This is a genomic window from Brucella sp. NBRC 12950, from assembly GCF_030268145.1.
Taxonomy (GTDB): Bacteria; Pseudomonadota; Alphaproteobacteria; order Rhizobiales; family Rhizobiaceae; genus Brucella.
The window spans coordinates 39,079-52,694 of the sequence record NZ_BSQC01000012.1; the positions used below are offsets into that span (position 1 = coordinate 39,079).

Consider the following 13,616-nt stretch of genomic DNA (forward strand, 5'->3'; position numbering starts at 1 on the left):
GAGCAATTTGTTGAGCGATCAACCTTTAAGCGCGGGAGGTTATGCCTCGCGACGCGGCGTATGGGGCTGGATATTCTTCGACTGGGCGGCTCAGCCGTTTTTTACAGTTGTGATCACGTTCATCTTTGGTCCTTACTTCATTTCACGCATGGCCGAGACTGCAGAAGCCGGGCAGATTGCCTGGGGTTACGGTTTTGCTGCCGCAGGCTTCGCTATCGCAATTCTTTCTCCCATTCTCGGTTCGATTGCCGATCAGACAGGGTCTCGCAAGCCGTGGATCGGGTTCTTTGCCGTACTAAAGATCGTCAGTCTGATGACGCTCTGGTTGGCAGTGCCTGGCGCTAACCTGTTCTGGGTTCTGCTTGCCTTCAGCATTGCAATGGTTTCGGCAGAGTTTTCCATCGTCTTCAACGATTCAATGATGCCGCGTCTGGTGCCGCGTGAGGAGATTGGACGCATTTCCAATCTGGCCTGGGGCCTTGGTTATCTCGGTGGCATGATCGTTTTGATCTTTGTGGTCTTTTGCCTCGCCGCTTCACCTGAAACCGGCAAAACGATTATCGGTATGAAACCCTTGTTCGGGCTTGATCCTGTGCAAGGGGAAGATGCCCGTATAACCGGGCCGATCTCCGCGCTCTGGTATCTGATATTTATTCTGCCGATGTTTCTTTTTACGCCTGATCAGGCGCGCGGAAAGCCCTTGCGACAGGCGCTGGGCAAAGGTCTGTCTGAGCTCAAAGCAACATTAAGCGAGGTTCGTAAACGCCCCGGGATCGCACAATTTCTCATCGCGCGGATGGTCTATCAGGATGGCGTTAATGCAATCATTGCACTGGGTGCAGGCTATGCCGCCTCCATGTTCCAGTGGTCAATCACTGAGATCGGCCTGTTCGGCATGATCACCAATGTTATGGCGATTTTCAGTTGCCTTGTTGCGAGCCGCATGGATACGCGTTTTGGCTCCAAAGTCATTGTTATGATTTCACTTTGGCTTTTGTTGCTGGCGTCCGTTGGGATTGTATCGACAGGGCGCGATTATCTGATGTTCGGCATCATGCCGCTTGAATATTTGCCGGCTCAAGGTTTGTTCGCAACCCCTGCGGAACATGCCTTCCTGGTTTACGGCGTCATGCTGGGTGCTGCCTTCGGCCCTGTGCAGGCGTCCTCCCGGTCGTGGTTTGCCCGCAGCATCAGGCCTGAAGAATCAGGCCGTTATTTCGGTATCTATGCCTTGGCAGGGCGGGCAACGAGCTTTGTCGGCCCCTTCCTCGTGGCAACAGTGACCGCGATCACGCATTCAGCCGCAATAGGGATGTCGGTGCTGGTGTTCTTCTTTGCGATTGGCATTCTGCTTGCCGCAAGAACACCTTATCCAGCGGATCGATAAGGAAAGTCAGCGCGCATCCCGGCGCGCTGATTTCATCACTCAATCATTACATCATGCCAGCAGCTTTGGCGCATGTGATCGCGAGAAAGCCGCCGATGATCGGCGCTGCTACGGGCACCCAGGCATAGGACCAGTCCGAGCCGCCTTTTCCCGGAATAGGCAGCAATGCATGGGCGATGCGTGGTCCGAGATCGCGCGCCGGATTGATCGCATAGCCGGTGGGGCCGCCCAGTGAAACACCGAGCGCCCAGACAAGCAGGCCGACCATCAGTGGTCCAAGGACGCCTGTTGCGCCAACGGCCTTTGCTCCGATAGCAATCACCACAAAGACCAGAACAAATGTGCCGATTATTTCCGTCAGGCAATTGGCTGGTATGTTGCGGATGGCAGGCCCGGTGCAGAAGACGCCGAGCTTGAGGCTTTTGTCTTCCGTTGGCTTCCAGTGAGGCAGGTAGGCAAGATAGACAAGCACTGCGCCTGCGAAAGCACCAAGCATCTGCGCCGCAATGTAGGGAGCTACTTCAGCCGGCGGAAAAGTACCGGCCGCATAAAAAGCAAGCGTCACGGCGGGGTTCAGATGACCCGCACTGCCAGCCGCAACGGCAACCATCACACCACAGAGAACCGCAAAGCCCCAGCCCGCGGTAATGACGATCCAGCCGGAATTCTGGCCTTTGGATTTTGCAAGAAGCACGTTTGCAACCACGCCATCGCCCAAAAGGATAAGCACCATAGTGCCGAGAAATTCACCGATAAAACCATTACTCATCATCTACTCCGAGAGAATAATTTAGGTACTAAAAAGTCGCCCGGTGAGCGGATGTGCTCACCGGCTGTCGATAATCATTGATCGTTTTCAAGTTCGGTCTGTTACGAGAGCCTTAGAGCGTGTCGCGGTTAATTGTATCCACAACGCTCGCTCTAACTCATTGTTTTTACGCATGTCGTTATCGGAAAACCGGTTCCCACTTTTCCGCGACATGCTTTAGTTTTAATCGACCCAGTTGAGAGACCGCTGCACGGCCTTTTCCCACGCGTTGAACAGACTGGTGCGCTCCTTTGCCGTCATCTTTGGATGCCAGCGCTGGCCGACCTGCCAGTTCTCAATAATGTCGTTTGTCGACTTCCAATAGCCCACAGCAAGCCCAGCTGCATAAGCTGCGCCAAGGGCTGTGGTTTCGATGATCTTCGGACGCACGACCGGAACACTCAGAATGTCGGACTGGAACTGCATGAGCAGCTCGTTGATGGTCATGCCACCATCGGCACGCAGTTCAGTAATCTCTACACCTGAATCCTTGACCATAGCTTCCAGCACTTCGCGCACCTGATAGGCGCTTGCTTCAAGGGCGGCGCGGGCAATGTGACCTTTATTGGCAAAGCGCGTCAGACCAGTAATGACGCCGCGTGCGGAATCTTCCCAATGTGGTGCGTAAAGGCCGGAGAAGGCCGGGACGAAATAGACATCGCCATTGTCTTCGACCGTGCGCGCCAGTGTTTCAATGTCAGCGCTGGTTTTGATAATGCCAAGATTATCGCGCAGCCATTGCACCAGTGCGCCGGTGATAGCGATGGAGCCTTCCAGCGCATAGACCGGCTTTTGCTCACCAAGCTGATAGGCAACAGTCGTTAGAAGCCCATAGGTGGATGGAACCAGCTTTTCGCCAGTATTCATCAGCATGAAGCAGCCGGTGCCATAGGTGTTCTTGGCTTCGCCCGGCTCAAGGCAGGCCTGACCGAAAAGGGCTGCCTGCTGATCGCCCAGAATGCCTGCAAGCTTAACACTGACAAGCGCGGGCAGGGTAATCTCGCCATAGACTTCGCTGGATGAACGAATTTCCGGCAGGCAAGCTTCGGGAATACCGAACAGCTGCAAGATTTCCTCGTCCCATTTGAGCGTAGACAAGTCCATCAACTGCGTGCGTGACGCGTTGGTTACATCGGTGATGTGAATGCCGCCTTTTGCGCCGCCGGTGAGATTCCAGACAAGCCAGCTATCCATCGTGCCGAACAGCGCATCGCCTGCTTCTGCCTTTTCCCGCGCACCGGGAACATTATCGAGTATCCAGCGCAGTTTAAGGCCCGAGAAGTAAGTAGAAATCGGCAGTCCCGTCTTATCACGCAGGCGATCTGCGCCACCATCTTTGACAAAATGATCGACCAGCTCGTCCGTGCGTGTGTCCATCCAGACAATGGCATTGTAAAGCGGTGCGCCGGTCTTCCTGTCCCACAGCAGCGTTGTTTCGCGCTGATTGGTGATGCCGACGGATGCAATATCGGAAGCCTTGAGCTTCGCTTTCTTCAGTGTTTCGCCGATAACATGCTGCGTGTTGCGCCAGATTTCATTGGCATTGTGCTCAACCCAGCCAGCCTTGGGATAGATCTGCTCGTGTTCGCGCTGATCCATGGCGACAATATCGCCGTTCCGGTCAAAAATGATAAAACGTGAACTGGTGGTTCCCTGATCGATGGAACCGACGAACTGTGTCATTTACTATGCTCCTCCCGCTCGAATGGCAGAGATCTTGTCAGGATGCGAATATGTATGTCCGTTGCAACCCATTTTCACTAATCTCGAATGAATATATGCGTCTCTCCAAAAACCACTTTGCTCTTTTTGAGCAGGTGGCCACTTCAACATAATTCAGGCCCGTATTGCAGCACTCCCAATGCTTTTTCGCTGACATCCTTTATTTCATTTATGCATTAAATGAACTTAATCGAAATAATATGAATATCAAACGAAAGCAATAGGGGTATTTTAGAGCGATTATCCCGCCTCTTTGATAAGATTTGCAGGCTAATTAATAGGGTACACTTTCGTTTGCGAAAATCCTTCCTATTTATGAAGTTCTCAAAGAAAAAGCCCCGGCAACATAGTGTTGCCGGGGCTTTGGGGTTTAATATCGATTGCTGTATTAGAGCGACCTTTGTGCGCCCGGAAGGGCGCACGGCGCTCTAGTGACGGAAGTGACGCATACCAGTCATCACCATGGCAATGCCATGCTCGTCAGCTGCAGCAATGACTTCATCGTCACGCATCGAGCCGCCCGGCTGGATAACCGCCGTGGCGCCTGCCTGAACAGCGGACAGCAGACCGTCAGCAAACGGGAAGAACGCGTCGGACGCAACAACACAGCCCTTGGTCAGCGGCTCGGCAATACCGGCAGCTTCTGCAGCATCTTCTGCCTTTCGCGCTGCGATACGGGCCGAGTCCACGCGGCTCATCTGGCCTGCGCCGATGCCAACCGTTGCGCCATCCTTGACGTAGACGATAGCGTTCGACTTCACATGCTTACCAACGCGGAAAGCGAACTTCATATCGTTGAGTTCGGCTTCGCTTGGAGCGCGCTTGGTGACAACTTTAAGGTCAAGATCATCGACAACGCCGTTGTCGCGCGACTGAACCAGCAAGCCGCCTGCAACGGTTTTCGCTGCAATGCCCTTGGCGCGCGGATCAGGCAGACCGCCCGTTACCAGCAGACGCAGGTTTTTCTTGGCTGCAACGATGGCCTGTGCGCCTTCAGTGGCGTCTGGCGCGATGATGACTTCGGTGAAGATTTTGACAATTTCTTCAGCGGCAGCTTCATCAAGTGTCTTGTTGAGCGCGACAATACCGCCAAAAGCCGAAACAGGATCGCAGGCGAGCGCCTTGAGATAGGCTTCGGTGATGGTTGCAGCTTCGGCGACGCCACAAGGATTGGCGTGCTTGATGATGGCAACGGCTGCGGTGCGGGCTGGGTCAAACTCGGCTACGAGTTCAAAAGCTGCATCGGTGTCGTTGATATTGTTATAGGAAAGCTGCTTGCCCTGAAGCTGCGTTGCTGTGGCCACACCCGGACGCTGTTCGCCGGTCAGATAAAAACCAGCCGTCTGATGTGGGTTTTCGCCATAGCGCATGACAGAGTGCAGCTTGCCTGCAACCGAGCGATAGGTCGGGGTTTCCTCACCGATTGCTTCGGCAAACCAGTTTGAAATGGCTGCATCATAAGCGGCAGTACGTGAGAACGCCTTGGCTGCGAGCTTTTTGCGGAAAGAAATCGGCAGCGAGCCTTCGTTCTTTTCGAGCTCGGCTACAACGTCTGCATAGTCGGCCGGATCGACAACGGTTGCGACATAGGCATGGTTCTTTGCCGAAGCGCGGATCATGGCTGGGCCACCAATGTCGATATTTTCAACAGTGGTGTCGTAGTCGCCGCCCTTGAAGCGGACTTCTTCAAATGGGTAGAGATTGATGACGGCCAGATCGATGCCGCCAATGCCGTGGGCTTCCATTGCAGCAACGTGTTCAGGGTCGTTGCGCACTGCAAGCAGGCCGCCGTGAACCGATGGGTGCAGCGTCTTTACGCGTCCGTCCATGATTTCCGGGAAGCCGGTGACTTCCGAAACGTCCTTTACAGGAATGCCTTCTGCGGCAATCGACTTGGCGGTGCCGCCGGTCGAGAGGATTTCAACGCCATGGGCATGAAGTGCCTTGGCGAAATCGATGAGGCCGGTCTTGTCGGACACGGAAAGGAGGGCGCGGCGCACCCGATGAAGATCGGGAGCGGGAATATGCTTGGAGCTGACAGCCATAGGAAACGGTCTCTTCGTTGCTGAAGCGTTTTGCGTTCAGGAAGGGTGGGACGATGGCGAGTTAGCACAGCTGAGACACGAATCATACCCTAAAAGCCAGCAATCGGGGCATTGTTGATTAGGCGTAACTTCCAATCGCAACGCGGCTGAATTGCCAGTTCACTTCCGGCAGTTCAGAAGCCGGGAACGAAAGGACGATCTGCTTTGATGTCACAGGTCCGCGGAAGCCGGCAAAGAAGATGCTGTCTTCCAGTTGCGGAGCAACTTCAAAACAGGAAAAGGCCCATGTGTCGTCATGCGGGGCACTGAGAATAATCAGGCCGTTTTCATCAAACGAGATATCCACCGATGGGTGGATATGAAAGCGCACCGCGACATTGTCGCGACCATTGGCTTTCAAAGCCTTGGCATCGCCACGATAGAAACGGTCGGCACCCTGAATGACGCTACCATTATGCGAGAGCACAACGCGGCGCTCATGGTAAATACCGAAAAGGCGGGCATAGCCATCATGGCTTGCGACAAAGCCTTGACGTCCAAGGTCTTCCACGCGGTCGCGCTGAACTTTTGTCGGGCCTGCAATAATCGGCGTGCCGATCATGTTGGAGAGGCCCGCATTCAGGCTGAAACGGCAGGATGATGTGTCATTGATGGTGGCAGTCGAGTGCGCAGCCGTCGAGCGACCCAACGGACGAAATTCCGGTGGGCCGTAACGGTCGACACCGGAATTGACGATATAGCGCTGACGGCCCGAAGACATTTCAAAGGCGAGACAGCCCGCATGGGCATCGCGCGATGCCGTTACAGGCGGCGGAAGGCCGGTATCGGCGATAATGGTCGTCGCACCCATCGACAGGCGTTCATAGCCCGAATAAGGCGCGTGGGTCAGCGGTGAACCTGCGGTTTCATCGTGACGCAAAACAGAAATGATGCGCTCGGACAGTGTTGGTCCAACACCATTGAAAAGCGCTAGGCTGCCATCCTGATGCCGGAAGAAACGCAGTGCTGGCAACATGCGCTCGACAGCTTCGATCAATGCCTTGGGCGGGGATTCCGTGCCATTGGCATAGGTCTGACGCAGTGGCAGAAGGTCGGCCAGCAGTTCAAGAATGGTAACCGGGTTGCGCGAGATATGCCCGCCATCGGGCAGGATCTGGCGCTTCAGCTCATATTCCAGATTGCGACGGGCGGCGCGCGCGGTCGGCGGCGAAACCGGCAAGGCGAGTGCTGCAAAGGCAAGCGCAATGCGCGCACGCAGACGTTCTTCGCCGTCATCCATGGCGGAGGCGACGGTGCGCAGGTAACGCACCTGCATGGCAAGCGAACGCATGAATTTGCGGTAGGCAGGCAGTTCTGCGCCAGAGAGAATGAGGTTGGAATGCTGCAGCCAGGCGATGATGCGCTGCGCCGTTACTTCCGGCGACCAGGCAAGACCGCCGATGCGTTTGCCATAAAGGCGCATCCAATCGTCAACGAGCGCACGCGCATTGGCGGTGGCAAGCTCGCTATTGGCGCTTTTCAAGTGACGCAGCCAGCCAAAGCCCTGAAGGGCTGCTTCCCATTCAGGAGTAGGCGGCTCTACTGCAAAGGGCGACATGCCGCCGGTTTCGACGAGCCGACCGGCCAGTGCGAAACGGCCGTGATAGAACTCCTGCGCCAGCTGAGGGTCGGCAACGCGAAGATCAGGAGGTGCGATGAGGATGCGCTCGGGTGTGAAGCCGGTGAAACGCCAGCGAAAAAGCGGACCCATGCGCAGACGGCGGCTGAACCTGCGCCAAGCCTGTGCAACGGCCAGTCCCCAAAGATGCGGGGTTTCGCTCAACGCGACTGCCACCCTCTCGTTCTCCGTATTAAAATTCATTCGCAATGGACCCGATAAAGGCAGGTCCGTCCTTTCATGGCATGATGTATCGAAATGCTGGTTTCCAGATTTCGGAATCATGCATTCTTAGAATCGTCGATAATGGTGAATCGAGTGTTAACCATAATGGGCGCAGAGCACCCATTATGCCAAATTCATCGATTTTAATCAGCAGTTGCTAACTGATTAAAGCGCGTCGCAATTTTTCATATTTAAGAGACGCGCTTTAAGTCATTGTTTGTACGCATGTCGTTATCGGATCGAAGCGGGATCAGAAATTAGTCCAGTGGACTAATTTCCCCGCGAAGGCGGTTCCCACTTTTCCGCGACATGCTTTAGGCCTTACGTCTGAAACGAGCGGCGAAAAAGCCGTCCATGCCTGCCATATTCGGATTGCCATCAAAATTTTCAGCAGGCAGATCGGCAGGGGTCGACCGCAGGAAGCCTTCTTTGGTGATCAAACCTTCAAGGCCGGGGCATTCTTCAAGCGTAATCGGATAGGCTTCAATGGCCGGATTTTTGAGCGCATTACGGGCCATGTCCTCGCCCTCCTGCGGATGCAGCGAGCAATTGGAGAACAATACTGTGCCGCCGGGTTTCACAAGCGTGATGGCCTTATCAAGCATTTTGGCCTGAAGGGTCGCAAGCTTCTTAATGTCCTGCGGTGTCTTGGTCCATGGCACATCCGGGTGACGGCGCACGGTGCCGGTGGATGAGCAGGGCGCATCCAGCAGTACGGCATCAAACAACGTATCCGGCTTAAAATCCATCATATTGCTAGCAACCGTGCGGGCTTTAAGGCCCAAACGTTCCAGATTACCGTCAAGGCGCTTGAGGCGGTTTTCGGACATATCAAGCGCTGTCACATCGGCACCCTGAAGCACAAGCTGAGCAGTCTTGCCGCCGGGGGCTGCACAAAGATCTGCCACGCGCTTGCCCTTGATGTCGCCCATCAGGCGCGCTGGCAGGCTTGCGGCGGCATCCTGTACCCACCAATCGCCCTCGGCAAAACCGGGCAGGTCGGTGAGGTTGCCCGCAACCGTCTCAAGACGGACAGAACCGTTAGGCAAGGCTACACCGCCGAGTTTCTCTGCCCATTCCTTCGGATCACTCTTAACGGTGAAATCGATTGGTGGCTCGTAACCATGCATGGTCAAAATAGCTTCGGTTTTTTTCGGGCCATAGGAATCGGTAAGGCTTCTTGAAAACCATTCCGGCACATTTTTTTCAGGCTGCAATGTGTGCTCGAGTGCACGCTCTTTGTTGCGCGACAGACGGCGCAGAAGAGCGTTCACCAGACCTGCATATTTACGATTACGCGGGTCATAATTCGCCGCTTCAACGGCCAGGTCAACGGCAGAGTGATCGGGCAGGTTGAGATAGAAAATCTGCGCGACGGCTACATGCAACAGGTGTTTGAGCGCATGCGCGTTTTCTGGCAATGGGCGGTCGAGACGCTTGTTTATTGCTCGATCAATGCTACCGCGATTGCGTAGCGCCGAGCCCAAAATAGCGCGAACGAGTGAACGGTCGCGTGGCTCAAGTGCCAAATATTGCGGATGGCCATGGCTGTTATCGGTCAGACCGTCGAGCGAAGTATTCTTTTCAATCACTGCGCCAAGCAGGCGGGCCGCAGTGAGACGTGCGGCAAGACCGGGCCGTTGCTGTTCGGCACGGTCTGCGACGTAGTCATGTGTCTGCGGCTTGTTATTTCCACGCTTTGGCGCAGGTTTCTTATCGTTCACGCTGTTCTACTTTATCTAACGCTTGGGATGCGTTTCTACGACCACGGGCCTCGGTAGCCAGAATTGGAACCGGAACCACCACTGTTATTTTTGTCTGCATTACCACTAGTTTGTCCCCAAGGACCACTGTTTTGTGCAGGGGCTGTGTTGCGCTGCGTCATTCCAGCCGAGCGAATACCCATTTCTGCAGCCATCTGCTCCAGCGCCTGAATACGATTATCCGTGTCCGGATGTGTCGAAAACAGGTTGTCTGCACCACGTCCGCTCAGCGGGTTGATGATAAACATATGTGCGGTTGCCGGGTTGTGCTCGGCTTCTTCATTGACAACAGACTTAGCGCCACGGGCGATCTTGCCAAGGGCGGATGAGAGCCAGAGCGGGTTGCCGCAGATTTCAGCACCGCGACGGTCGGCAGCATATTCGCGGGTACGGCTTACCGCCATCTGCACGATCATCGCCGCAAAAGGAGCCACGATCATTGCAAGAATTGTACCGATGACGCCGATAATCCCATTGCCGTTTTCACGGTTTCCACCGAGGAAAAATGCGAAATTTCCGAGCATGGAAATGGCACCGGCAAGTGCGGCCACGATTGTCATGGTCAACGTATCGCGGTTCTGAACGTGCGCCAGCTCATGTGCCATCACGCCCGCAACTTCTTCCGGTGTCAGTCGATTGAGAAGGCCGGTCGTGGCTGCAACGGCAGCATTTTCCGGGTTTCGACCCGTTGCAAAGGCATTGGGCTGGTCTTCGTGGATAATATAAACCTTTGGCATCGGCAGGCCCGCATTGGCAGCAAGCCCTCTGACCATGCGATAATAATCGGAGCCGGAACGCTCATCCACTTCCTGCGCATTGTACATGCGCAGAACCATCTTGTCGGAATTCCAGTAGCCAAACAGGTTCATCGCAACAGCGACCACCAGCGCGATCATCATGCCGCCGCCGCCGCCCAGCAAATAGCCGATGCTCATGAACATGACTGTCATGAGAGCAATCAGCATGGCAGTTTTCGTCATATTCATGCGTATAGGTCTCCGGTTCAGCAACAGTTTACTTAATCGGGGTTTTGCTTCCCCGTCAGGTTTAACTATATGATGGGTATGAAATGCCTGATCTTCAATAATGGGCTCTAATAACGGATCGCAAACAGATGACCGATAAGTTCAACGAACCCGCCAACGATGATAATGCCGAACCGCGCAAGTTTGAAGATTTGCCACCGGCTGCCCAGCGCGCGCTGAAAGAAGCGGAAGAGCGCCGCGCGAGTGAAAATGCCGAAAAGCTACCGCGTGAAATTGGCGGTCGCGGCGGCAAAGATCCAGCGCGCTTTGGCGACTGGGAGATTAAAGGGCGCACGATAGATTTCTAAGTTAGGGATATTTTTGTCTCGAACGAGTGGCGATGCAAAGTTAAGAAAAGCCCCGGTTTCCCGGGGCTTTTTATTACTTCTTGTTCTGGCGATTTTCGATCAGATCGTCCACGACGCCCGGATCAGCGAGTGTCGACGTATCGCCCAGTGAGCCGAACTCGTCTTCAGCGATCTTTCGCAGGATACGGCGCATGATCTTGCCGGAGCGGGTCTTTGGCAGGCCCGGCGAGAACTGGATTTTGTCCGGCGTTGCAATCGGGCCGATTTCCTTACGCACATGGCTTACCAGCTCTTTGCGCAGAGCGTCTTCGTCCTGCACGGCTTCGCCGGTCATCAGTGTGACATAGCAATATATGCCCTGTCCCTTGATCGGGTGCGGGTAGCCAACAACAGCGGCTTCCGAAACCGAGTGATGCGAGACGAGTGCCGACTCGATTTCCGCTGTACCAAGACGATGGCCGGAAATGTTGAGCACGTCATCGACGCGGCCTGTGATCCAGTAGTAACCGTCTTCATCACGGCGGCAGCCGTCGCCGGTGAAATACTTGCCCTTATAGGTGGAGAAGTAAGCTTCGATGAAGCGCTTGTGATCGCCGTAAAGGGTACGCATCTGGCCCGGCCAGCTATCGATGATGCAGAGATTGCCGTCGGTGGCACCTTCGACAATCGCGCCTTCATTGTCCACCAGCTGTGGTTTCACGCCAAAGAAAGGACGGGTTGCAGAACCCGGCTTGAGGTCCGTTGCGCCCGGTAATGGCGTGATCAGAATACCGCCGGTTTCCGTCTGCCACCATGTATCAACGATTGGCGAATGCTGATCGCCGACCACGTTGTAATACCATTCCCAAGCTTCCGGGTTGATCGGTTCGCCGACCGAGCCGAGAAGGCGCAGCGTTGAACGCGATGAGCGGGTGACGAATTCGTCGCCAGCGCCCATCAGTGCGCGGATCGCCGTTGGTGCGGTGTAGAAGATGTTGACGTGGTGCTTGTCCACCACTTCCCAGAAACGACCCTGATCGGGGAAGTTCGGCACACCTTCAAACATCAGTGTGGTGGCGCCATTGGCCAGCGGTCCGTAAACGATATAGGAATGGCCTGTGACCCAGCCCACATCCGCGGTACACCAGTAAATGTCGCCATCATGATAGTCGAAGACATATTGATGGGTCATCGAAGCGTAGACGAGATAGCCGCCGGTGGTGTGCAGCACACCCTTTGGCTTGCCGGTGGAGCCGGAAGTGTAGAGGATGAACAGCGGATCTTCCGCGTTCATTGGTTCCGGTTCGCAGGTCGGTTCGACGCTTGCGACTTCCTGATGATACCAGAGATCGCGGCCCGGTCCCCAGCTGACCTTGCCGCCGGTACGGCGCACGGTCAGAACCTTGTTGACCATCACATATTGCTTGGCAGCGATGTCGATAGCGGTATCGGTGTTTTCTTTCAGTGGAACCGGCTTGCCGCCGCGCACGCCTTCATCCGCCGTGATGACGAAAGTGGATTCGCAGTCAACGATACGACCAGCCAGCGCTTCCGGCGAGAAGCCAGCGAAGACGACGGAATGCACCGCACCAATACGGGCGCAGGCGAGCATTGCGTAAGCTGCTTCCGGGATCATCGGCAGATAGATGGTGACGCGATCACCTTTTTTGACGCCATGCTTCTTCAGCACGTTGGCAAGGCGGCAGACATTTTCATGCAGCTCGCGATAGGTGATCTTCTTGTCGATATAGGGATTGTCACCTTCCCAGATGATCGCAACCTTATCGCCACGGCTTTTCAGATGACGGTCGATACAGTTGTAGGAGACGTTAGTTACGCCATCCTCATACCACTTGATCGAAACATCGCCGTTGAAATCGGTGTTCTTGACTTTGGTGAAGGGTTTGAACCAATCAATCCGTCGGCCGTGCTTGGCCCAGAATCCATCCGGGTCGGTCACGCTCTCATTGTACCATTCGAGATACTTCTCGTTGTCTATGAGCGTGTTCTTCTTTGCCCCCGGCAGAACAGGGTAAAGCTTTTCCGACATGTCATCCTCCTTGCTGTACGGCGATCCTCCCGCCGTAATCGATAGCTCGCATCGGGGCGAAGCTATCGCCAGACTCATCTACATTCCGTCTGGCTAAACGTAAATTAGACATTGGGATCGACTATGGTCCAGAGTGACGCAGCACAAAAATATGATCAACGTGGCAGCACTCATCTCGATATGGTGCTAACATATTGTTTTTACTATTTAAAAACTATTTTTGACGAGTATGATTATTGTCGGAGCCTCTCAATGTTCACAATAGGCTCCCTATAAAAAGGGGAAATCGCTATGACGACATCCGCTTTTAATTCAAAGCCAGCCCTCGGTGCGAAGTCGGCTTTTGAGCGCCAGCTTGCCGGTTACGGTCTGACAACGGCAAAGCTTTTCTACCACATGCCTGATCATCCGCATCTGCTGCAGCTCTTTGTCTGGCAGGATTATGATATCGCGCCAGATTTCCCCGTGCTGCACCACTTCATCGAGTACTGGAAGGAGAAGATCGACGGTCCGCTGCATTCAGTGGTCTATGTTCACTGCAAGCTGCTTGGTCCGTCTGACTGGAAACATTTGCAGGGAGAGATGCTTTTGCATTGACCGAAGCTCCTCTATGATCGGCATCATGGTCTGATTTCAGCGAGGATTAA

10 protein-coding genes are annotated in these 13,616 nt (G+C 54.7%); 3 read left to right on the forward strand and 7 right to left on the reverse strand.

The features are described from left to right. The first annotated feature begins 10 nt into the window (after positions 1-10). Complete coding sequence (locus tag QSJ70_RS19240) at positions 11-1,387, forward strand: MFS transporter (protein WP_285538810.1); 1,377 nt, start codon at positions 11-13, stop codon at positions 1,385-1,387. Between the two features lie 46 nt (positions 1,388-1,433). Here the strand turns inward: QSJ70_RS19240 and QSJ70_RS19245 are convergent, their stop codons facing one another. From QSJ70_RS19245 to htpX, 6 genes are all read right to left on the reverse strand, one after another. After that, the gene (locus QSJ70_RS19245) at positions 1,434-2,156 is read right to left on the reverse strand and encodes an MIP/aquaporin family protein (protein WP_194780477.1); all 723 of its coding nucleotides are present in this window, start codon (positions 2,154-2,156) and stop codon (positions 1,434-1,436) included. A 222-nt stretch (positions 2,157-2,378) separates the two neighbouring features. Then, positions 2,379-3,878: a glycerol kinase GlpK gene (gene glpK, locus QSJ70_RS19250; protein WP_285538815.1), complete on the reverse strand. Its 1,500-nt coding sequence runs from the start codon at positions 3,876-3,878 to the stop codon at positions 2,379-2,381. Positions 3,879-4,345: 467 nt separating this feature from the next. Continuing rightward, the gene (gene purH / locus QSJ70_RS19255) at positions 4,346-5,962 is read right to left on the reverse strand and encodes a bifunctional phosphoribosylaminoimidazolecarboxamide formyltransferase/IMP cyclohydrolase (protein ID WP_285538816.1); all 1,617 of its coding nucleotides are present in this window, start codon (positions 5,960-5,962) and stop codon (positions 4,346-4,348) included. 118 nt (positions 5,963-6,080) lie between these two features. Continuing rightward, complete coding sequence (locus tag QSJ70_RS19260; protein WP_167377099.1) at positions 6,081-7,796, reverse strand: heparinase II/III family protein; 1,716 nt, start codon at positions 7,794-7,796, stop codon at positions 6,081-6,083. 362 nt (positions 7,797-8,158) lie between these two features. Further along, entirely contained in the window at positions 8,159-9,568 is a 1,410-nt protein-coding gene (locus QSJ70_RS19265) for an RsmB/NOP family class I SAM-dependent RNA methyltransferase (protein ID WP_285538817.1), read from the reverse strand. A gap of 35 nt (positions 9,569-9,603) precedes the next feature. After that, on the reverse strand, positions 9,604-10,593 hold the full coding sequence (htpX, locus tag QSJ70_RS19270) for a zinc metalloprotease HtpX (protein ID WP_285538819.1): 990 nt from the start codon (positions 10,591-10,593) through the stop codon (positions 9,604-9,606). Positions 10,594-10,721: 128 nt separating this feature from the next. On the opposite strand from htpX, the gene QSJ70_RS19275 reads away from it, so the two are divergent. Continuing rightward, positions 10,722-10,940: a DUF1674 domain-containing protein gene (locus QSJ70_RS19275; protein ID WP_007876846.1), complete on the forward strand. Its 219-nt coding sequence runs from the start codon at positions 10,722-10,724 to the stop codon at positions 10,938-10,940. A gap of 73 nt (positions 10,941-11,013) precedes the next feature. Here QSJ70_RS19275 and acs read toward each other — a convergent pair whose 3' ends face one another. Next, entirely contained in the window at positions 11,014-12,969 is a 1,956-nt protein-coding gene (gene acs / locus QSJ70_RS19280; RefSeq protein ID WP_064321095.1) for an acetate--CoA ligase, read from the reverse strand. Between the two features lie 291 nt (positions 12,970-13,260). Between acs and QSJ70_RS19285 the strand changes: the two genes are divergently transcribed. Continuing rightward, the gene (locus QSJ70_RS19285) at positions 13,261-13,566 is read left to right on the forward strand and encodes an usg protein (protein WP_285538822.1); all 306 of its coding nucleotides are present in this window, start codon (positions 13,261-13,263) and stop codon (positions 13,564-13,566) included. Positions 13,567-13,616 lie beyond the last annotated feature (50 nt).

What these genes read in the sequence shown, in the direction of transcription:
- QSJ70_RS19245 (WP_194780477.1), bottom strand. Translation starts at nt 2,156, where the DNA reads ATGAGTAATGGTTTTATCGGTGAATTTCTCGGCACTATGGTGCTTATC.
- glpK (WP_285538815.1), bottom strand. Translation starts at nt 3,878, where the DNA reads ATGACACAGTTCGTCGGTTCCATCGATCAGGGAACCACCAGTTCACGT.
- purH (WP_285538816.1), bottom strand. Translation starts at nt 5,962, where the DNA reads ATGGCTGTCAGCTCCAAGCATATTCCCGCTCCCGATCTTCATCGGGTG.
- htpX (WP_285538819.1), bottom strand. Translation starts at nt 10,593, where the DNA reads ATGAATATGACGAAAACTGCCATGCTGATTGCTCTCATGACAGTCATG.
- QSJ70_RS19275 (WP_007876846.1), top strand. Translation starts at nt 10,722, where the DNA reads ATGACCGATAAGTTCAACGAACCCGCCAACGATGATAATGCCGAACCG.
- acs (WP_064321095.1), bottom strand. Translation starts at nt 12,969, where the DNA reads ATGTCGGAAAAGCTTTACCCTGTTCTGCCGGGGGCAAAGAAGAACACG.
- QSJ70_RS19285 (WP_285538822.1), top strand. Translation starts at nt 13,261, where the DNA reads ATGACGACATCCGCTTTTAATTCAAAGCCAGCCCTCGGTGCGAAGTCG.